The organism is Rhizobium sp. WSM1274, from assembly GCF_025200775.1.
Taxonomy (GTDB): Bacteria; Pseudomonadota; Alphaproteobacteria; order Rhizobiales; family Rhizobiaceae; genus Rhizobium; species Rhizobium leguminosarum_I.
Genome location: NZ_CP104138.1, coordinates 4,791,047 through 4,808,289 on the forward strand (window position 1 = coordinate 4,791,047; position 17,243 = coordinate 4,808,289).

At 61.6% G+C, this 17,243-nt stretch carries 22 protein-coding genes; 13 read left to right on the forward strand and 9 right to left on the reverse strand.

The window, feature by feature from the left end; translation table 11 throughout:
* Nucleotides 1–7 precede the first annotated feature (7 nt).
* Nucleotides 8–301, reverse strand: coding sequence for a SelT/SelW/SelH family protein (locus tag N2600_RS23560; RefSeq protein ID WP_017966569.1), 294 nt, complete (start codon nucleotides 299–301; stop codon nucleotides 8–10).
* Nucleotides 302–500: 199 nt separating this feature from the next.
* Between N2600_RS23560 and N2600_RS23565 the strand changes: the two genes are divergently transcribed.
* The 3 genes from N2600_RS23565 to N2600_RS23575 all read left to right on the forward strand — a co-directional run bounded on the left by N2600_RS23565 (nucleotide 501) and on the right by N2600_RS23575 (nucleotide 2,472).
* The gene (locus N2600_RS23565; protein WP_260297547.1) at nucleotides 501–1,277 is read left to right on the forward strand and encodes a type 1 glutamine amidotransferase; all 777 of its coding nucleotides are present in this window, start codon (nucleotides 501–503) and stop codon (nucleotides 1,275–1,277) included.
* Between the two features lie 11 nt (nucleotides 1,278–1,288).
* A complete protein-coding gene (locus tag N2600_RS23570; RefSeq protein ID WP_260297548.1) occupies nucleotides 1,289–1,837 on the forward strand; it encodes a sugar O-acetyltransferase in 549 nt (182 codons plus the stop codon).
* Between the two features lie 182 nt (nucleotides 1,838–2,019).
* Nucleotides 2,020–2,472 (forward strand): GFA family protein, encoded by a 453-nt coding sequence (locus N2600_RS23575; RefSeq protein WP_260297549.1) that lies wholly within the window; start codon nucleotides 2,020–2,022, stop codon nucleotides 2,470–2,472.
* 2 nt (nucleotides 2,473–2,474) lie between these two features.
* Here the strand turns inward: N2600_RS23575 and N2600_RS23580 are convergent, their stop codons facing one another.
* The 4 genes from N2600_RS23580 to tenA form a co-directional block, all read right to left on the reverse strand.
* Nucleotides 2,475–2,774, reverse strand: coding sequence for a CcdB family protein (locus tag N2600_RS23580; protein WP_260297550.1), 300 nt, complete (start codon nucleotides 2,772–2,774; stop codon nucleotides 2,475–2,477).
* Nucleotides 2,774–3,004 (reverse strand): type II toxin-antitoxin system CcdA family antitoxin, encoded by a 231-nt coding sequence (locus N2600_RS23585; protein ID WP_260297551.1) that lies wholly within the window; start codon nucleotides 3,002–3,004, stop codon nucleotides 2,774–2,776. Before N2600_RS23585 ends, N2600_RS23580 begins: the two co-directional genes overlap by 1 nt.
* A 58-nt stretch (nucleotides 3,005–3,062) precedes the next feature.
* Nucleotides 3,063–4,895, reverse strand: a complete 1,833-nt coding sequence (lepA, locus tag N2600_RS23590; protein WP_017966575.1) for a translation elongation factor 4 — start codon at nucleotides 4,893–4,895, stop codon at nucleotides 3,063–3,065.
* A 75-nt stretch (nucleotides 4,896–4,970) separates the two neighbouring features.
* Nucleotides 4,971–5,669, reverse strand: coding sequence for a thiaminase II (gene tenA / locus N2600_RS23595; RefSeq protein WP_260297552.1), 699 nt, complete (start codon nucleotides 5,667–5,669; stop codon nucleotides 4,971–4,973).
* Nucleotides 5,670–5,807: 138 nt separating this feature from the next.
* Here tenA and N2600_RS23600 point away from each other — a divergent pair, with 138 nt between their 5' ends.
* Both N2600_RS23600 and N2600_RS23605 read left to right on the forward strand, forming a co-directional pair.
* Complete coding sequence (locus N2600_RS23600) at nucleotides 5,808–6,374, forward strand: helix-turn-helix domain-containing protein (RefSeq protein WP_260109843.1); 567 nt, start codon at nucleotides 5,808–5,810, stop codon at nucleotides 6,372–6,374.
* 24 nt (nucleotides 6,375–6,398) lie between these two features.
* Entirely contained in the window at nucleotides 6,399–6,917 is a 519-nt protein-coding gene (locus N2600_RS23605; RefSeq protein ID WP_260109844.1) for a GNAT family N-acetyltransferase, read from the forward strand.
* A 15-nt stretch (nucleotides 6,918–6,932) separates the two neighbouring features.
* Here the strand turns inward: N2600_RS23605 and N2600_RS23610 are convergent, their stop codons facing one another.
* Nucleotides 6,933–7,544 carry an HAD-IA family hydrolase gene (locus tag N2600_RS23610; protein ID WP_260297553.1) on the reverse strand — a complete coding sequence of 204 codons (612 nt, stop codon included), beginning with the start codon at nucleotides 7,542–7,544 and terminating at the stop codon, nucleotides 6,933–6,935.
* A 133-nt stretch (nucleotides 7,545–7,677) separates the two neighbouring features.
* On the opposite strand from N2600_RS23610, the gene N2600_RS23615 reads away from it, so the two are divergent.
* The 3 genes from N2600_RS23615 (at nucleotide 7,678) to N2600_RS23625 (ending at nucleotide 10,504) form a co-directional block, all read left to right on the forward strand.
* Nucleotides 7,678–8,703, forward strand: coding sequence for a histone deacetylase family protein (locus tag N2600_RS23615; protein WP_260297554.1), 1,026 nt, complete (start codon nucleotides 7,678–7,680; stop codon nucleotides 8,701–8,703).
* Nucleotides 8,704–8,712: 9 nt separating this feature from the next.
* Complete coding sequence (gene recX, locus N2600_RS23620) at nucleotides 8,713–9,261, forward strand: recombination regulator RecX (protein ID WP_260297555.1); 549 nt, start codon at nucleotides 8,713–8,715, stop codon at nucleotides 9,259–9,261.
* Nucleotides 9,262–9,592: 331 nt separating this feature from the next.
* On the forward strand, nucleotides 9,593–10,504 hold the full coding sequence (locus tag N2600_RS23625) for an EamA family transporter (protein ID WP_260109848.1): 912 nt from the start codon (nucleotides 9,593–9,595) through the stop codon (nucleotides 10,502–10,504).
* Nucleotides 10,505–10,651: 147 nt separating this feature from the next.
* Here the strand turns inward: N2600_RS23625 and N2600_RS23630 are convergent, their stop codons facing one another.
* Nucleotides 10,652–11,131 carry a group III truncated hemoglobin gene (locus tag N2600_RS23630; RefSeq protein WP_222385598.1) on the reverse strand — a complete coding sequence of 160 codons (480 nt, stop codon included), beginning with the start codon at nucleotides 11,129–11,131 and terminating at the stop codon, nucleotides 10,652–10,654.
* 172 nt (nucleotides 11,132–11,303) lie between these two features.
* Between N2600_RS23630 and mbfA the strand changes: the two genes are divergently transcribed.
* The gene (gene mbfA / locus N2600_RS23635) at nucleotides 11,304–12,287 is read left to right on the forward strand and encodes an iron exporter MbfA (RefSeq protein WP_222313406.1); all 984 of its coding nucleotides are present in this window, start codon (nucleotides 11,304–11,306) and stop codon (nucleotides 12,285–12,287) included.
* A gap of 422 nt (nucleotides 12,288–12,709) precedes the next feature.
* On the opposite strand, the gene N2600_RS23640 is transcribed toward mbfA, so the two are convergent.
* Together N2600_RS23640 and N2600_RS23645 are read right to left on the reverse strand one after the other, a co-directional pair.
* Nucleotides 12,710–13,309 (reverse strand): transglutaminase-like cysteine peptidase, encoded by a 600-nt coding sequence (locus N2600_RS23640; RefSeq protein WP_260297556.1) that lies wholly within the window; start codon nucleotides 13,307–13,309, stop codon nucleotides 12,710–12,712.
* 165 nt (nucleotides 13,310–13,474) lie between these two features.
* Complete coding sequence (locus N2600_RS23645; protein WP_260297557.1) at nucleotides 13,475–14,329, reverse strand: alpha/beta hydrolase; 855 nt, start codon at nucleotides 14,327–14,329, stop codon at nucleotides 13,475–13,477.
* 178 nt (nucleotides 14,330–14,507) lie between these two features.
* On the opposite strand from N2600_RS23645, the gene infC reads away from it, so the two are divergent.
* The 4 genes from infC (at nucleotide 14,508) to pheS (ending at nucleotide 17,235) form a co-directional block, all read left to right on the forward strand.
* Nucleotides 14,508–15,044 carry a translation initiation factor IF-3 gene (infC, locus tag N2600_RS23650; RefSeq protein ID WP_075225634.1) on the forward strand — a complete coding sequence of 179 codons (537 nt, stop codon included), beginning with the start codon at nucleotides 14,508–14,510 and terminating at the stop codon, nucleotides 15,042–15,044.
* A gap of 311 nt (nucleotides 15,045–15,355) precedes the next feature.
* A complete protein-coding gene (rpmI, locus tag N2600_RS23655; protein ID WP_003570998.1) occupies nucleotides 15,356–15,559 on the forward strand; it encodes a 50S ribosomal protein L35 in 204 nt (67 codons plus the stop codon).
* 38 nt (nucleotides 15,560–15,597) lie between these two features.
* A complete protein-coding gene (rplT, locus tag N2600_RS23660; RefSeq protein ID WP_017966587.1) occupies nucleotides 15,598–16,002 on the forward strand; it encodes a 50S ribosomal protein L20 in 405 nt (134 codons plus the stop codon).
* Nucleotides 16,003–16,152: 150 nt separating this feature from the next.
* Entirely contained in the window at nucleotides 16,153–17,235 is a 1,083-nt protein-coding gene (gene pheS, locus N2600_RS23665; protein WP_017966588.1) for a phenylalanine--tRNA ligase subunit alpha, read from the forward strand.
* The last annotated feature ends 8 nt before the right edge of the window (nucleotides 17,236–17,243 follow it).

Here is a 17,243-nt window from a genome sequence, read left to right on the forward strand (position 1 = left end):
CGCGTGGTCAACTTTCGAGCGAGGCGCGGTCGACATGGCCGAGATCGCGACCGGGCTCGACGATGTCGCGGACCCGCTGTTTCAGCTCCCTCGGCCCGGGAAAGCCGCCGTCGCGCTTGCGCTCCCAGATCAGATCGCCATTGACGCGGATCTCGAAATTGCCGCCGGTGGCGGGAATCAGCGCCACTTCGCCAAGACTGTCGGAAAAAGTATGCAGCAGCTCCTGCGCCATCCAGCTGGCGCGCAGCAGCCAGTTGCACTGGGTGCAGTAGAGGATCGTGACGCGGGCTTTTTCGGTCATGGCGATGTCCTTTCGTTTGCCGAGATTTAAGCCCTGTCGCGCGCCGGCGCAATTGCCTCGCCAGAGCATGATGCCGAAAAGTGTGAGCGGTTTTCGGGCGACATCATGCTCTAATTAATTAGGAACAGGATTCAGATTTTGGGCCGAACCGGCCTAAAGCCTGAATCCCGTTCTGGCGTCTTGCGCGCCGCTCTTCCGCATGGTCTCTTCCGGTGGTCGGCCATACCAGGAAGAGCCTATGCGCGTCGCAGTGATCGAAAATATGCGGAATACCGGCCTCGGCGCGCTTGCAGCAGCCCTCGACGAGGCGGGAGCGGAGATCGAGTGGTTCCGGGTCTGGCAGGATGGCATGCTGCCGAAAGATATATCCGGCCATGACGCGCTGGTCGTCCTCGGCGGCGAGCAGAGCGCGCTGGACGACGAAACCCACCCTTATCTGCCGGAACTCGTCCAGCTCACGCGCCGCTTCGGCGATGCCGGCAAGGCGGTGCTCGGCATCTGCCTCGGTAGCCAGATCCTCGCCCGCGCCTATGGCGCCGACAATCACTTAGGAATCGCCCGCGAATTCGGCTGGCACAAGATCGCCGTCACCGCCGAGGGCCGGGCCGATCCGCTGCTGTCGGCGCTCGGCGGCGAATTCACCATCTTCGAATGGCATGCCGATACGTTTTCGTTGCCCGAAGGCGCGGTGTGTCTCGCCTCGAGCCCTGTCGCCGAAAACCAGGCCTTCCGAATCGGCCGCGCCGTCTATGGCACCCAGTTCCATTTCGAGGCCAATGCAGCGGTCGTCGCGCAATGGACGGCCGAATTCCCCGATACGATTGCGCGCATCGCGCCGGGCTGGCTGGAGAACCGTGCCGAACTGGCGGCAAGACATGCCGGAGCCGCCGATGCTGCAGGCCTTGCTATCGCGCGTGCCTGGGTCAGCCTGATCGAGCAGCAAGAGGTCGAAATGCTGTCGCAGGCCTCGGCGTGAGAGGCGATGCGATGCCGGCGAGCGAACGCGAAAAGATGGCGGCAGGCGAATGGTATTGCTGCCTCGATGATGAGCTCGATCTCCTGCGCCGGCAGGCGCGCTTAGCCGTCCACGCGCATAACACGTTGCCGCCGGATGAGCGTGGCGCCGCCGCGCCGGCCCTGCGAGCGCTCTTTGCGCTGGCCGCGCCCGATATCTTCATCGAAGCACCGTTTCACTGCTCCTATGGCATCAATATCACTCTCGGCGAGCGCGTCTATTTCAATGCAGGCTGCACCATCCTCGATTCCGGCCGCGTGACGATCGGCGATCGCAGCATGTTCGGCCCCGGTGTGCAGATCTATTGCGCCGAGCATCACAAGGACCCGGCATTGCGCAGCACGGGCATCGAGATCGCCCGGCCGGTCACGATCGGCGGCGATGTCTGGATCGGCGGCAGCGCCATCATTCTCGGCGGCATCACCATCGGCGACGGTGCGATCGTCGGCGCCGGTGCGGTGGTGACAAGGGATGTGCCGGCCGGCGCAACCGTGGTCGGCAATCCAGCCCGCATCCGCTAGAGCAATTCCAGCAAAAGTGCGTAGCGGTTTTGCGTCCGGAAAACAAAGAGATAGAGCATTTCCGTGATTGGGAGAAAACGGAAATGCTCTAACGCCGGCAAGGCCGTCCATTCCGCGATGACCTCGCCACCTCGACAGCGAAGAAAGCTCCGCTAGATCAGAAGGCAAAACGGGAGGACATCATGAGCGAACTGAATTTACCGATGGAAGGCGGCTGCCGTTGCGGTCGGGTGCGGTTGAAGATCAGTGCCCCGCCGCTGCTCACCATGGCCTGTCATTGCACGGGGTGCCAGAAGATGACATCAAGCGCCTATTCGCTGAGTGCGGCCATCCCGAGCGAAGGCTTCGAGGTGACGCAAGGCGAGCCGGTGATCGGCGGTCTGCATGGCGCCACGAAGCATTACTTCTGCCCGCATTGCATGAGCTGGATGTTCACCCGGCCGGAAGGCATGGACTGGTTCGTCAATCTGCGCGTGACCATGCTCGACGACCCCAGCTGGTTCACGCCCTTCATCGAGACATGGACAAGCGAGAAGCTGTCCTTCGCCGACACCGGCGCGGTGTACAGCTACGAGGCGCTGCCCGAGATGGACGCCTATGAGGGGCTGGTAAAGGAGTATATGGCGGGGAGTTGATCTCAGAAGCCCTGGAAGACAAAATCGACGGCAGCGATAATGCGATCGCTGTCGGCGGTAAGATCCGCCACCACTTTTCCAATTTCCACGGTCGGGACCGATGCCATGCGCTGGGTGGCCATGACATAGGTTTCACCCTCAATAGGAAAGCGTGGGTTCAGTCGCGAGATCGACCAGCTCAGTTCTTGCACGGGATGCAGCGGAACCATGACGCGCGAAGGCAGATCGTCAAGCAGATTGGCCTGAAGATCGATGGCCAGGAGATTTCCGCTTTTAAGGCGATAAACGTGAAAGCGTACCATTAAAACTGACGGTATTTCGCGAAGGGCAAGCCGTGCTTTTCAACATATTCGTTTTCCAGACGGATAGCCTCGGCGTTCTCGATACGCCAAAGCCGCTCGCGCTCCGCCTTTATGGCCTTTGCGATACCTTCTTCCGCCGCCCGGGAAATGTTGATCTGGAGCTCGCGCGCCTGCGAGACGAGTCCTTCGTCAAGAGACAGGTTCGCTGCTTTTCTTGGCTGCTGGGCCATAACGATCTCCTCAGTCTTATGCGCACATTGTATGCGCATAAGATGACGTTGAGAAGCGTTATTCGTCGCCCATCTTCAGCGCTGCGATGAAGGCTTCCTGGGGAATTTCCACCTTGCCGAACTGGCGCATGCGCTTCTTGCCGGCCTTCTGCTTGTCGAGCAGCTTGCGCTTGCGGGTGGCGTCGCCGCCGTAGCATTTCGCGGTCACGTCCTTGCGCAGCGCCGAGATCGTCTCGCGGGCAATGACGTTGCCGCCGATCGCCGCCTGGATCGGGATCTTGAACATGTGCTTCGGGATCAGCTCCTTGAGCTTCTCGCACATGTCGCGCCCGCGCTTTTCGGCCGCCGTCCGGTGCACCATCATCGACAGCGCGTCGACCGGCTCGCCGTTGACGAGGATCGACATCTTCACGAGGTTGCCCTCGCGATGGTCGGTCAACGTATAGTCGAAGGAGGCATAGCCCTTCGAGATCGACTTCAACCGGTCATAGAAATCGAACACGACTTCGTTGAGCGGCAGGTCGTAGGTCAGCATCGCGCGCGTGCCGACATAGGTAAGTTCGATCTGGATGCCGCGCCGGTCCTGGCAGAGCTTCAGGATGCCGCCGAGATAGTCGTCGGGCGTCAGGATCGTCGCGCGGATCCACGGCTCGTGGATTTCCGAGATCTTGACGACATCGGGCATGTCGGCCGGGTTGTGCAGCTCGCGCTCCGTGCCGTCGGTCATGTACATCTTGTAGACGACCGAGGGCGCGGTGGCGATGAGGTCGAGGTCGAACTCGCGCTCCAGCCGTTCCTGGATGATTTCGAGATGCAGCAGGCCGAGGAAGCCGCAGCGGAAACCGAAGCCGAGAGCGGCGGACGATTCCATTTCGAAGGAGAAGGAGGCGTCGTTGAGGCGAAGCTTGCCCATGGCGGCGCGCAGATCCTCGAAATCGGCGGCATCGACCGGGAAGAGACCGCAGAACACCACCGGCTGGGCCGGCTTGAAGCCCGGCAACGCCTGGGCCGTCGGCCGCTTGTCCTCGGTGATCGTATCGCCGACGCGGGTATCGGCCACTTCCTTGATCGAGGCGGTGATGAAGCCGATCTCGCCGGGGCCGAGGCTGTCGATATTGACCATCTTCGGCGTCAGCACGCCGACGCGCTCCACCTGGTATTTCGCATCGGTGCCCATCATCCGCACCGTCTGGCCCTTGGTCAGCACGCCGTCGATGACGCGCACCAAAACCATGACGCCGAGATAGGCGTCGTACCAGCTGTCGACGAGCAGCGCCTTCAGCGGCGCCTTCTCGCCGCCGGGGCTCTTCGGCGCCGGCAGCTTGTGGACGATCGCCTCCAGCACGTCGGGAATGCCGAGGCCGGTCTTTGCCGAAATCAGCACCGCTTCCGATGCATCGATGCCGATCACTTCCTCGATCTGTTCCTTGATGCGGTCGGGTTCGGCCGCCGGCAGGTCGATCTTGTTGAGGACGGTGACGATCTCGTGGTTGTTGTCGATGGCCTGATAGACGTTGGCGAGCGTCTGCGCTTCGACGCCTTGGCTAGCGTCGACGACAAGCAGCGAACCCTCGCAGGCCGACAGCGACCGCGAGACTTCATAGGCGAAGTCGACGTGGCCGGGCGTGTCGATCAGGTTGAGAATGTATTTCTCGCCGTTATTAGCCTGGTAGTGCAGGCGCACGGTCTGCGCCTTGATGGTGATGCCGCGCTCGCGCTCGATATCCATATTGTCGAGCACCTGCTCGGACATTTCGCGCTCGGCAAGGCCGCCCGTCGTCTGGATCAGCCGGTCGGCCAGCGTCGATTTGCCGTGGTCGATATGGGCCACGATCGAAAAGTTGCGGATATGGGACAGCGGAGTGGTGGAATTGGTGCTCATGCGCGCCATATAGCAGCGCCGCCCCCTGCCGCAAAGCGGTAATTATCCCGCTGTTTACGCTATGACGTCCTGTGCCGAGCCCTATCAGACCGGCCACGTCTCCTGCCGCCAGGCCGAATCCCAGAACATCCATTCATATTGCGAGGCGCGCACGAAGACATCGGTCATTTGAGCCCGCTCAACCGGCGATGCGGCGCGGGCGGCGATGTCGGCCAACGCGATCACTTCGCGGGCACCGGCGGCAAATTGCGGATCGCCATAGGTGTTGATCCAGGCCTGGAAGGCATTGCCCTCGATAACAGGCCGGTTCTTGATCGCTTCGCCGACATGCCAGTAGATCCAGAAGCAGGGAAGGATCGAGGACAGCGCCACCGCGTAGGAGCTGTGATAGGCGGTGGCGAGCAGGAAGTTCGTATAGGCAAAGCCGGCAGGCGAGGGTTCGGCGGATGTGACGTCGGCGGAGGTGATGCCGAATTGGGTGAGGAAGCCTGCATGCAGGCCCTGCTCGACGGTGATCGCCTTCTGCGCCGAACCGAGGAAGCGCAGGACCTGCGCATTGTCGGGCGCCTTGGCCGCGACGATCGCAAGGCATCGCGCATAATGCTTCAGGTAGAGCGCATCCTGCAGGATGTAATGCCGAAAAATCTCAGGCGGCAATGTGCCGTCCGAAAGGCGCTGCAGCAGCGGCAAGGCCTCGATTTCAGCCATGATCGGAGCGATCCTGTCCCAGGCGGCAGCCGTGAAGCTTCGCGTCAGTTCCGTGCTCTGCGTGCTGGCGTCCATTGTTCTCTCCTCGGATTACGCCGCCATATATGGACGGCGCAGCGGCGAAAGCAAGGCGCGTTTTGCCGCTTTTCATAGGCACTTGATTCCATCATCGGATAATGTATTTCTCTTATAGTGGAATCATGAGACCTGAAAATGGAACCGGAACTCGAACAGGCGATCGGCATCCGCATCCGCACGCTGCGGCAGGAAAAGGCTCTGACGCTCGATGATCTTGCTGCCGCCTCCGGCGTCAGCCGGGCGATGATCTCGCGCATCGAGCGGGCGGAGGCGAGCCCGACCGCCTCGCTGCTGGCAAGGATCTGCGCCGCGCTCGGCCTGTCGCTGTCGGCCTTCTTTGCGGAAGAGGGGCAGGCCTCGCCGCTTGCCCGGAGGCAGGAGCAACAGGTCTGGCGCGATCCGGAGACCGGTTATATCAGGCGGTCTGTTTCACCCCCGGGCACGGCTTCCGATGTCGATATCGTCGAGGTCGAGTTCCCCGCCGGTGCCCACGTCAGCTTCCCCCCGCATGCGAGCGCCCATGGCATGACGCAGCATATCTGGCTGTTCGACGGCGAGCTGGAGATGACGGCGGGCGAGACCGTCTACCGGCTGCGCCCGGGCGATTGCCTCTTCATGCCGGTCGGCGAGGGCCATGTCTTCCACAATCCGGGCAACGCGCCGGCACGCTATTGCGTCGTGCTCGATCGCGGCGGCCGATAACAGCATTCATTTCAGGAGAACAGCATGCCTGCTATTCGCAGCCTTTCCGCCGAGGAAGCCCGCGCGGCCATTCCGGCTCTTTCGGAAATACTTATCGATTGCGTCGCTGGCGGCGCCTCCGTCGGCTTCATGCAGCCCTATGGGCTTGAGGATGCCGAGTCCTATTGGCGCGATGTCGCCGATGCCGTTGCCACCGGCGCCAATCTGCTGCTGGTCGCCGAACTCGGCGGCAGGATCGTCGGCACGGTGCAGGTGGGTGCCGCACAGATGCCGAACCAGCCGCATCGCGGCGACCTGAAGAAGCTGTTGGTGCACCGCTCGGCCCGCGGCAAGGGACTCGCCCGGCTGCTGATGGATGCCGCCGAGTGCGAGGCGGCAAGCCGTGGCAAGACCCTGCTCGTGCTCGACACGGCAACCGGCAGCGATGCCGAGGCGATCTATCCGCGCCTGGGCTGGCAGCGCGTCGGCGTCATTCCCGATTATGCGCTGTGGCCGGAAGGCGGCTTTTGCGCCACCACCCTGTTCTACAAGCGGCTCGCCTGATTGCGCCGGCCCCGCTCATGCCGGCCTGGCGAAGACAGGAAGCGTGCCACCGAGTGTCGCGCCCGCCGTCCATTGCGCGGCATTCCAGCCGAACTGTCGCGCCGCTTCGATATTTTCGGCCAGATCGTCGATGAAGGCGATCTCGCCGGGAAGCACGCCGGCACGCTCGGTCGCCAGCCGGAAGAAATCGGGCGAAGGCTTGCTGTGTCCGAGTGCTGCGGAATAGATGATGTCGTCGAAATGCGCTTTAAGGCCGATCTGCTCCATCAGGTAGCGTGCCCTCCTATGTTCCTGGTTGGTCGCCAGCAAGAGGGTGATGCCGCTTTGCCTGAGAGCGGCGAGCTCTTCCAGCAGATTGAGATCGAGGCGGGAATCGTTTTCGAACCAGTAGTCGATCAGTGTTTTAGCGCTGAGATGGGGTGCGATCTTTGCGAGCACGCCGGCGAGCCGCGGTTCCAGCGCCTCGCGGCCGATGATGATATCGCGCCAGTGGGTCTGAAAGAATTCCTCCTGCAGCAGGTCGATACGCAGGCCGAGATCGCGCTCCAGATAGGTGAAGAGAGGCAGGCCATCGGCGGGACGACCATGAACGAGCACGCCGTCGACATCGACCATCAGCACTTTCATGCGGAAAATTTCCTCGTTCTCAAAACCCCGGCGAAGGTGGCGTCATTATTCCAGACGATCAAGAGCCCGCGCCGCTTTTTTGTCAGGGGCGAGCCGTGTAAATCTCCATTGTCAATCAAGGGCAGGATCTGAAATGCGCGTCATCTATTCCGAGGATCACAGGCTGCGCGATGCCAGGACGGAGCTGCACGCCGGCCAGCTGGTGACGCCCTTCGAGGCGCCGTTTCGCGCCGAATGGATCCTGGCGGCGGTCAAGGAGGCGGGCTTTACCGATGTCGTGGCGCCCGATGCGCACGGGCTGGAAACGGCCCGAAAGGTGCATGATCCCGCCTATCTGGATTTTCTCGCCACCGTCTGGGACCGCTGGGTATCGGCCGGTTTCACCGGCGAGGCGATCGCCAATTCCTTCGCCGTTCGCCGCACTAGTCAGAGCGTGCCCGACAATATCGTTGGCGCGATCGGCCATTACGCCAATGCCGCCGATACCTCGATCACCAAGGGGTCCTACGAGGCAGCGATCGCTTCGATGCGATGCGCTATATCAGGCGTCGACTGGCTGAATGCCGGCAATCGCTTCGCCTTCGCGCTCTGCCGCCCGCCCGGCCACCATGCCGGCATCGATCTCTTCGGCGGCTACTGCTTCATCAACAATTCGGGCGTCGCCGCGCAGCGGCTGCTCGATCGCGGTGCCAGGAAAGTCGCGGTGCTGGATGTCGATTTCCACCATGGCAACGGCACGCAGGATCTCTTTTATCACAGAGGCGACGTCTTCACCGCCTCGCTGCACGGCGATCCCATGCACGCCTTTCCCTATTTCCTCGGCCATGCCAACGAGGAAGGCGAGGGGGAGGGCGCCGGCGCCAATCGCAACTATCCGATGCCGCCGGGCACGCCTTGGGATGTCTGGTCTTCGGCCCTTGCTGATGCGCTCACCCGCATCAAGACGTTCGGCGCCGAGGCGATCGTCGTGGCGCTCGGCGTCGACACCTTCGAGCGCGACCCGATCTCTTTCTTCAGCCTCACCTCCGACGATTTCACCCGCATGGGCGCGATGATCGCTTCCGCCGGCCTGCCGGTGCTCGCCTGCATGGAGGGCGGTTACGGCGTGCCGGAGATCGGCCTTAACGTCGCCAATGTTCTCAAGGGTCTGGAAGCCTGAACCCAGCCGATGACCGACGAAACCGTTCCATCCCTCCCGACAGCCCGCATGCTGAGCTGGGCGCGCAATTCCACCGTCTATCGCCTCGAGCGGCGGATGATGACGGAAAAGCAGCTGTTTGACGCCATCACCCGCAAGGCGAAGGAGACATTCGAAGATATCAGCGCGGCACAACTTAAGGCCGTTGCCGATTTCGCCGTCAAATTTGCCTATGACAACAAGGTGCTCGACGATCACGCCTATGCGGAAATCAGCACGCGCTCGGCCGTGCGCGGCGGCAAATCGAAGCGCGCGATCGCCCAGAAGCTTGCTGCCAAGGGCGTCTCCAGCGACAAGGTCGAGGCGGCACTTGAAGAGGCTGACGATCTCTATGCGGCAGCGATATTTGCCCGCAAACGCGCCTTCGGCCCCTTCCGCCGGGTCGAGCTCGACGAAAAGCGAAAGGCCAAAGAGCTTTCGGCTTTTGCCCGCAACGGCTTCAGCTTCGACATCGGCAGGAGGGTCTTCGAGATGAGCGTCGAAGACGCCGAAGAGGTCATCCTTGCTGGCCGTCGCTGATATTGCATCGCCGCGGCCGGGGAGATCGCCGATACCGGCCCCTCATCCGGCTGCCGCCACCTTCTCCCCGCTCGCGGGGCGAAGGGGGATAGCCGCGACCTCTCCGTCCCACTTCGCTCTCGCAGGGCACGTCCCCTCGCCCCGTTTACGGGGAGAGGGTTAGGGTGAGGGGCACTAATCGGCGATCTCCTGGGCCAAGGCGCGGGATCGATCCCGCACCGCCGGCCGATCTACGGCGCATCAGCATCAGCGCTCTTGATCCCGGCATGAAAAGTTTGAATTTGGCTCTCACCCGTCTTCGGCCTAGAACCGCGCCAGGATCGGGGGCCACATGGACATCAAGAATATCGAGACCGGGACGGATGGCGCAGCTTTGATGGCGCAGCCGGGCGTATCGACGGTTTCGGGCGGCTTGGCGGCCGGGGTCGCGATGTGCCTGATGTCGATGTCTTCGATCCAGTTCGGCGCGGCACTGTCTTCGTCAGCCATTGCGACCTATGGCGTTGCCGGCGCCACCTGGTTGCGGCTTGCTTTCGCGGCGATCATCCTTGCCGTCGTCGTCAGGCCTTCGGTGCTGCGTTATAGCGGCGCCCAATGGCGGGCGATATTGCTGCTCGGCACAACGACGGCCGCCATGACGCTCTGCTTCTTCGCGGCGATCCAGCGGCTGCCGCTCGGACTGGCGATCGCCATCGATTTCCTTGGGCCGCTCTCGGTTGCCGTCTTCGGCTACGGCCTGACCTGGCGGCTCGTCTGGCCGTTGATCGCTGCGGCCGGCATCCTCTTCCTTGCCCATGACGGCGAAGGTTGGGTCGGCAATCCCTCAGGTGTCCTCTTAGCCCTCGGCTCGGCGGTGGGATGGGCGGTCTATATCCTGCTGACGAAGAAGGTCGGCGCTGCCTTCAAGGGGCTGGAAGGTCTCTCCATGTCGCTGATCGTCGCAGGTCTTGTCGCGACACCCTTCGGTCTGGTGGAGACGGCGGGTGCCTTCACGCTGAAGGGACTGGCCGAGGTTCTCGGCCTTGCCATCCTCGTGCCGCTCCTGCCCTATGCGCTGGAGATGGTGGCGCTGCGGCGCATGCCGGCGGCTTCCTTCGGTATCCTGATGAGCCTCGAACCGGCGATCGGCGCCCTTGCCGGTTTTCTGATCCTCGCCCAGCCGATGACCGCGCTGCAGATGCTGGGAACGGCGCTCGTCGTGGCGGCCAGCGCCGGCGCCACCGCCTCGGCGGCGAAGACCTAGAGCATGATGCCGAAAAGTGTTGAGCGGTTTTCGGACGACATCATGCTCTAACTATATAATGTAGAACAGGATTCAGATTTTAGGCCGACCCGGCCTAAAATCATCCTGTTCTAGAAAAGTGTCAGCGTTTTTCCGGGAATATCGTCTCTACACGATAGTTCGGGCGGGTTTGCGCGTGGGATCGTCAAGTGCCGGATTGTAGAACAGCGACAGCGTCAGGCTCTTGGCGATCCGCTCGGCCGTCGCCATAAACCAGGCCTTGGCCTCCGGCGATGGGGCGATATCGTCGAGCGTTGCGGCAAACAGCGACAGCCACTTCGGAAAGAGATCGGGTGTGAGGTTCGCAACGCCGGTATGCGCTTGCACCGGTTTGCCGCCATAGGCGCCGCTGCGGAAGGCGACGGCCGACCAGAAGCTCTTCATCTTTTCCATATGCGCCGGCCAGCGGCCGGATAGCCTGGCGTCGAACACCGGGCCGAGATCGGGATGCGTTAGCACGCGCCCGTAAAAGGTCTCGACCAGCCTGTCGATGAAAGCCTCGTCGACGCCCATGTCCCGCATTTCGGCCTCCGCCCTTTCGCGGATCGCCGCGACATGAGCAGGGCGGCCCTGAATGTCATTGTCCATTTCAAAACCCCGGTGCCGCGTGATGCGGCGCCCTCTCATATAGGTGTTTATGGCGATGAGCCAAAGTCGTCCGTGCCGCTTGCGGCAATCTGTCAGCTGGCCTGCTCCATGCCCTTGACCGTCACCACCTCCTTCTTTAGGTTTAGAATTATTCTAAAAATTGGAGAGAGTCATGCTGGCGCGGTTTTTCAGATCCCCGAAACGATCTTTCGAGTCGCTGTCCGAGCAGGAGATTCTCGCCCTTGGGATCGCTTCCGAGGAAGACGATGCCCGCATCTATCTCGCTTATGCCGACAGGCTTCGCCACGAATTTCCGGCCTCGGCCAAGGTCTTCGAGGACATGGCCGAGGTCGAGGATACCCATCGCAAATCGTTGATCGAGATGCATCGCCAGCGTTTCGGTGAGCGCATTCCGTTGATCCGGCGCGAGCATGTGGAGGGATTCTACGAACGCAAGCCGGACTGGCTCAGGGCAAACCTTTCGCTGGATGCGATGCGCAGGGAAACCGAGGCGATGGAGGAGCAGGCCTATCGTTTCTATGTCGAGGCGGCAAAGCGGACCTCGGACGCCTCGACGCGCCAGCTTCTCGGTGATCTCGCGCTTGCTGAACAAGGGCATGAAGATATCGCCCGCATGCTCGGAGACAAACATACGCCCCAAGACGTCAAGCATGACGAGGACGAGACGGTGCGCCGGCAATTCGTGCTGACCTATGTGCAGCCGGGCCTTGCCGGGCTGATGGACGGCTCGGTCTCGACGCTGGCGCCCATCTTCGCCGCCGCCTTCGCCACGCAGGATACTTGGCAGACCTTCCTCGTCGGCCTTTCAGCCTCCGTCGGCGCCGGCATTTCGATGGGCTTCACCGAGGCCGCCCATGACGACGGCAAGATCTCCGGCAGAGGCTCGCCGGTCAAACGCGGCCTTGCCTGCGGCATCATGACCGCGCTCGGCGGCCTCGGCCATGCACTGCCCTATCTGATCCCGCATTTCTGGACGGCGACCATCACCGCCGCCATCGTCGTCTTCTTCGAACTCTGGGCCATCGCCTTCATCCAGAACCGCTACATGGAAACCCCCTTCCTGCGCGCCGCCTTCCAGGTGGTGCTCGGCGGCAGCCTGGTACTCGGCGCCGGTATCCTGATCGGGAATGGGTGAGGAGCGGTCGGGCGAAGCCCGAGCAATCGATCCGGTGAATCGATTGCAGCGACGAACGCCCTGAGCTCAAGCGAAGGGCCGGAGACGGTGCGTCACACTCGGCATCAAGCCGGCTCTTGCCCATCGCTTGCGCTCCGTGCATTCGCTCCTATCGTCGCTCACCCCCTCATCTGCCTGCCGGCATCTTCTCCCCGCTGGGGAGAAGGGATGTATGGCGACGTCTCGCCCTTCTTGAAGCATCTTTTGTAGAAGCGATGGCGCGTCTTGCTCCCCCTTCTCCCCAGCGGGGAGAAGATGCCCGTAGGGCAGATGAGGGGGGTGAGGAGCGCAAGCGAAAGGCAGCCCCCCTTTATAAAGAACCACCCACAAAACAAAAAAAGGCCGGCAAACCGCCGGCCTTTCCACATTTTCTATTGCGACCCTTACCGCAGCGCGCCGACCAGGACGTCGCGGTCGTTTTCGATGGTGACCCAGCGGCCGGCATTGTAGCTCGACTGGCGCTTGACGAAGGAATAGGGCGTACCAAACCACGGCTTGACGTCGGAGGCGAGGTTGTCGAGCACAAAATCGCCCTCGGCGGCGCGCAGCGTCAGCACGGCATGGCCTTCGCCATCCGGCTTGCGCACGACCGTCATCAGCAGATCGGCAGCCGAAAAGCCGCGCTGGATCAGCATGCGGCGCTTCAGCAGCGCGAAATCTTCGCAGTCGCCGGCAGTGGTCGGATAGGCCCAGACCTCATCCTTGCCGTAGATTTCCTTGTCGGTCATCGGCGTGATCGTGCGGTTGACCGTGGCGTTGACCGAACGCACCAGCGACCACTTCTCCGGGTTCATGGCAACCGGGCCTGCGTTGCGGTTTGCGCCGCATTCGCTGCGGTGGATCTGACAGAAATCGTAGTGCCCGATCGGCTGTGAGGTGGCATTGCCTGTCACCATGGAAGCATTTCTGCTGGGGGCTGGTATGGCGGCCGTCGCCATCGCAAACATGGCCATCATGGCCACAAAGATACCCTTGATCCGCACGCCCGCTCTTTCCTTGCATCGCCCTTATTTATTAACAAAGTGTTAATGGAGAGGGCCGGAAAGAGTCAATCGTTACTTCTTGGGAGGACCTTGCGACTCGCCGGTATGGTTAAAATGCAACGGCTTGGGGAGCTTGCATCAGGCGAATTTATCCGCCTCTGCCGTTCAAGCGGGCATCTGCCTATTTGTTGATGAACGGATGATGTCTTTGACGGCACTCAAAAGAAGCGCGATATCGCCGGGGCGGGAAAGGCGGTGATCGCCGTCGCGGACGAAGGTCAGCACCACGTCGTCGGCGGGAAGATGTTCGACCAGTTTCATCGCATGCGCATGCGGCACGTCGGGATCTTTCATGCCTTGGAGGATATGCACCGGGCAGCCCGTTTCGATGATGCCGTCGAGCACCCGGTTCCTTCGGCCGTCCTCGATCAGCGCCCGCGTATAGATGTTGGGTTCCGGGCTATATTGCGAGCGCTCTTCGAAATAGCCGCGCTCCGCAAGCGACTTGCGCTCCTTGGCCTTCAGGTTCGGCTCGATCAGCTCCGAGGTGAAATCGGGTGCCGGCGCGATCAGCACCATCCCTGCGAGCTTTGGCCCTGCGAGCTTTGGGCCTTCGAGCGTTCCGCCGCCCTGTCGCGCAAGTTCCTGCGCCAGCCTGAGCGCGATCCAGCCGCCCATCGACGAACCGACGAGGATCACCCGGTCGGGCGCGACATGACGGATGACGGCAAGCGCTTCCTCCAGCCAGCGCGAGATCGTGCCGTCGCCGAAGCTGCCTCCGGAAAGTCCGTGGCCGGAATAGTCGAGACGGATGCAGGCGAGCCCAAGCTCCGCCGCCAGCCCGTCGAGTTCCACCGCCTTGGTGCCGCTCATGTCGGAGCGGTAGCCGGACAGCCAGACGAGCGCCGGTGCGCCGTTGCCCGCCTGCGCCGGGCGGACGAGCATGGCGATGTCACGCGCTGCCTCGCCCTCGCCGACCGTCAGGAACTGCGGCTGGGCATTGGACATCTGATCGGACATCGGCGAAACTCCTGTTGTTTTGGTCTATAAAACAGATTCTTGGCAGGCTGACAGCGGGTGATTTTTCCGCTAAAGGATGATATTGACTCCGTTGCAGCGATGACGCGACACGTTTGTGCACCCCTGATTGGGAGCGCGATGCTGCAACGTTCCGAAACAACGCGAGGAGAATACGACCATTCGCAGACCTTTTAAAACCGACGCGCCCGTGAAGGACGGACCGCGCTCGAACCGTGAAATCCGCATTCCCAAAGTTCAGCTGATCGGGGCTGACGGAGAGAATATGGGCGTCGTGCCTACCGACCAGGCCTTGAGAATGGCGGAAGAAGCCGGACTCGATCTCGTCGAAATTTCCCCCAATGTCGAACCGCCTGTGTGCAAGATCCTCGATCTGGGCAAGCTGAAATATGCCAACCAGAAGAAGGCTGCCGAGGCGCGCAAGAAGCAGAAGATCGTCGAAGTCAAAGAAATCAAGATGCGCCCGAACATCGACACCCATGATTACGAGGTGAAGATGAAGGCGATGGGTCGCTTCTTCGACGAAGGCGACAAGGTCAAGGTGACGCTGAAGTTCCGCGGCCGTGAAATGGCCCACCAGGAACTCGGCATGAAGCTTCTGCAGCAGGTCAAGGCCGATACGATCGAGTTCGCCAAGGTCGAAGCCGAACCGAAGCTCGAAGGCCGCCAGATGATGATGGTGCTGGCGCCGAAGTAAGCGCCAGGCAGTTTTTCGCCCAAGGCCGTCCGTAAGGGCGGCTTTTGTGCTTTCTGCCACTGTATTTTGGGAGCAGCGAAGATTCCTCCGCCGCCCCGTTGCACTTTCATGACGCTGCGGTTATAAGCGCGCGTCCGAACTGACCGGCAGGGCATGCCGTGGCAGTTTCGAATGCTTGCGGAACGGTTCGTCGCCGATGCCGTAGATCAACAACAAACGCTCCCGCACCTTGTTGCGACGGCCGGAGAACCGGACTTCGCGAGAAGGGCTTTTTTGATAAAGCGCGCAGGGAGGACAGAAGGAGTAGCAAAATGCCCAAGATGAAGACGAAGTCCTCTGCCAAGAAGCGGTTCAAGATCACCGCAACCGGCAAGGTCAAGGCTGCCGCTGCTGGCAAGCGCCATGGCATGATCAAGCGTACCAACAAGTTCATTCGCGATGCACGTGGCACCATGGTTCTCGCAGAACCGGATGGCCGCAAGGTTATCAAGAATTACCTGCCGAACGGTCTCTGAGACTCGTCCGCGAACGCTAGATTTAAGGAGATCATGATATGGCACGTGTAAAAAGAGGCGTCACCTCTCATGCCAAGCACAAGAAGGTTCTGAAGGCAGCAAAGGGCTTTTACGGCCGCCGCAAGAACACCATCCGTACCGCCAAGGCTGCTGTCGATCGTTCGAAGCAGTACGCCTACCGCGACCGCAAGGTCAACAAGCGCAACTTCCGTGCGCTTTGGATCCAGCGCATCAACGCCGCCGTGCGTGAATTCGGCCTGACCTACGGCCGCTTCATCGACGGCCTGAACAAGGCTGGCATCGAAGTCGACCGCAAGGTTCTCTCCGACATGGCGATCCACGAGCCGGAAGCATTCGGCGCGCTGGTCAGCGCTGCCAAGAAGGCTCTTGAATACCTCAAGGAAGCCGGCACGGCGAACGAGTTTGAAGGCGCGATCAAGTAACTAGCGCTTCCCAAGCTTTTGAATTTATGATTTTGGGAAACCCGCGCTGGTTTGGGCTAGCGCGGGTTTTTCTTTCTTTATATTCCTGGCGCCGGCCGGCGCCGCCTGCCTCCCGATCGCCCGCCTGATACTGGACGGAAAGAAGTGACAATGTCAGATATCGACCAGCTCAACACATCGCTGCTCGCAGAAATCGCCGCTGCCGATGACGAAACGGCGCTGGAAGCCGTGCGTGTTTCCGCCCTTGGCAAGAAGGGCTCCGTCTCCGAACTGTTGAAGACGCTCGGCGCCATGACGACGGAGGAGCGCCAGAGCAAGGGTGCTGCGATAAACGTTCTGAAGAACGCGGTGACCGAGGCGCTCACCGCCCGCAAGGCGACGCTGCGGCAAGCGGCGATCGATGCTCGGTTGAAGGCCGAAACGGTCGATGTCAGCCTGCCGGTGCGCTCTTCGCCGGCCGAGCGCGGCCGTATCCATCCGATCAGCCAGATCGTCGATGAGATCACCGCGATCTTCGCCGACATGGGCTTCTCGATCGCCGAAGGTCCCGACATCGAGACCGATTATTACAATTTCACCGCGCTGAATTTCCCCGAAGGCCATCCGGCCCGCGAGATGCACGACACTTTCTTCTTCAACCCGGATGAAAATGGCGAGCGCAAGGTCCTGCGCACCCATACCTCGCCGGTGCAGGTGCGCACCATGGAGGCGCAGACGCCGCCGATCCGCATCATCATTCCCGGCAAGACCTACCGCCAGGACTCGGACGCCACGCATTCGCCGATGTTCCATCAGGTCGAAGGCCTGGTGGTCGACAAGAAGGCCAATGTCGCCAACCTCCGCTGGGTGCTGGAAGAATTCTGCAAGACCTTCTTCGAGGTCGATAGCGTGACGATGCGTTTCCGCCCGTCCTTCTTCCCCTTCACCGAGCCCTCTTTCGAGGTCGATATCCAGTGCGATCGCTCCGGCCCGATCGTCAAGTTCGGCGAAGGCACCGATTGGATGGAGATCCTCGGCTGCGGCATGGTCCACCCGAACGTGCTGCGCTACGGCGGGCTCGATCCGGACGAATATCAGGGTTTTGCCTGGGGCATGGGCCTCGACCGCATCGCCATGCTGAAATACGGCATGCCCGACCTGCGCGACTTCTTCAACGCCGACGTCCGCTGGATGACGCATTACGGCTTCCGCCCGCTCGACATGCCGACGCTGTTCGGCGGCCTCAGCGCTTGAACGGAGAA

What these genes read in the sequence shown, in the direction of transcription:
- N2600_RS23585 (WP_260297551.1), bottom strand. Translation starts at nt 3,004, where the DNA reads ATGGCCCAGCAGCCAAGAAAAGCAGCGAACCTGTCTCTTGACGAAGGA.
- N2600_RS23575 (WP_260297549.1), top strand. Translation starts at nt 2,020, where the DNA reads ATGAGCGAACTGAATTTACCGATGGAAGGCGGCTGCCGTTGCGGTCGG.
- N2600_RS23610 (WP_260297553.1), bottom strand. Translation starts at nt 7,544, where the DNA reads ATGAAAGTGCTGATGGTCGATGTCGACGGCGTGCTCGTTCATGGTCGT.
- N2600_RS23625 (WP_260109848.1), top strand. Translation starts at nt 9,593, where the DNA reads ATGGACATCAAGAATATCGAGACCGGGACGGATGGCGCAGCTTTGATG.
- N2600_RS23605 (WP_260109844.1), top strand. Translation starts at nt 6,399, where the DNA reads ATGCCTGCTATTCGCAGCCTTTCCGCCGAGGAAGCCCGCGCGGCCATT.
- mbfA (WP_222313406.1), top strand. Translation starts at nt 11,304, where the DNA reads ATGCTGGCGCGGTTTTTCAGATCCCCGAAACGATCTTTCGAGTCGCTG.
- N2600_RS23565 (WP_260297547.1), top strand. Translation starts at nt 501, where the DNA reads ATGGTCTCTTCCGGTGGTCGGCCATACCAGGAAGAGCCTATGCGCGTC.
- rplT (WP_017966587.1), top strand. Translation starts at nt 15,598, where the DNA reads ATGGCACGTGTAAAAAGAGGCGTCACCTCTCATGCCAAGCACAAGAAG.
- N2600_RS23600 (WP_260109843.1), top strand. Translation starts at nt 5,808, where the DNA reads ATGGAACCGGAACTCGAACAGGCGATCGGCATCCGCATCCGCACGCTG.
- N2600_RS23560 (WP_017966569.1), bottom strand. Translation starts at nt 301, where the DNA reads ATGACCGAAAAAGCCCGCGTCACGATCCTCTACTGCACCCAGTGCAAC.
- N2600_RS23570 (WP_260297548.1), top strand. Translation starts at nt 1,289, where the DNA reads ATGCCGGCGAGCGAACGCGAAAAGATGGCGGCAGGCGAATGGTATTGC.
- N2600_RS23645 (WP_260297557.1), bottom strand. Translation starts at nt 14,329, where the DNA reads ATGTCCGATCAGATGTCCAATGCCCAGCCGCAGTTCCTGACGGTCGGC.
- tenA (WP_260297552.1), bottom strand. Translation starts at nt 5,669, where the DNA reads ATGGACGCCAGCACGCAGAGCACGGAACTGACGCGAAGCTTCACGGCT.
- N2600_RS23580 (WP_260297550.1), bottom strand. Translation starts at nt 2,774, where the DNA reads ATGGTACGCTTTCACGTTTATCGCCTTAAAAGCGGAAATCTCCTGGCC.
- lepA (WP_017966575.1), bottom strand. Translation starts at nt 4,895, where the DNA reads ATGGCGCGCATGAGCACCAATTCCACCACTCCGCTGTCCCATATCCGC.
- rpmI (WP_003570998.1), top strand. Translation starts at nt 15,356, where the DNA reads ATGCCCAAGATGAAGACGAAGTCCTCTGCCAAGAAGCGGTTCAAGATC.
- pheS (WP_017966588.1), top strand. Translation starts at nt 16,153, where the DNA reads ATGTCAGATATCGACCAGCTCAACACATCGCTGCTCGCAGAAATCGCC.
- recX (WP_260297555.1), top strand. Translation starts at nt 8,713, where the DNA reads ATGACCGACGAAACCGTTCCATCCCTCCCGACAGCCCGCATGCTGAGC.
- N2600_RS23630 (WP_222385598.1), bottom strand. Translation starts at nt 11,131, where the DNA reads ATGGACAATGACATTCAGGGCCGCCCTGCTCATGTCGCGGCGATCCGC.
- N2600_RS23615 (WP_260297554.1), top strand. Translation starts at nt 7,678, where the DNA reads ATGCGCGTCATCTATTCCGAGGATCACAGGCTGCGCGATGCCAGGACG.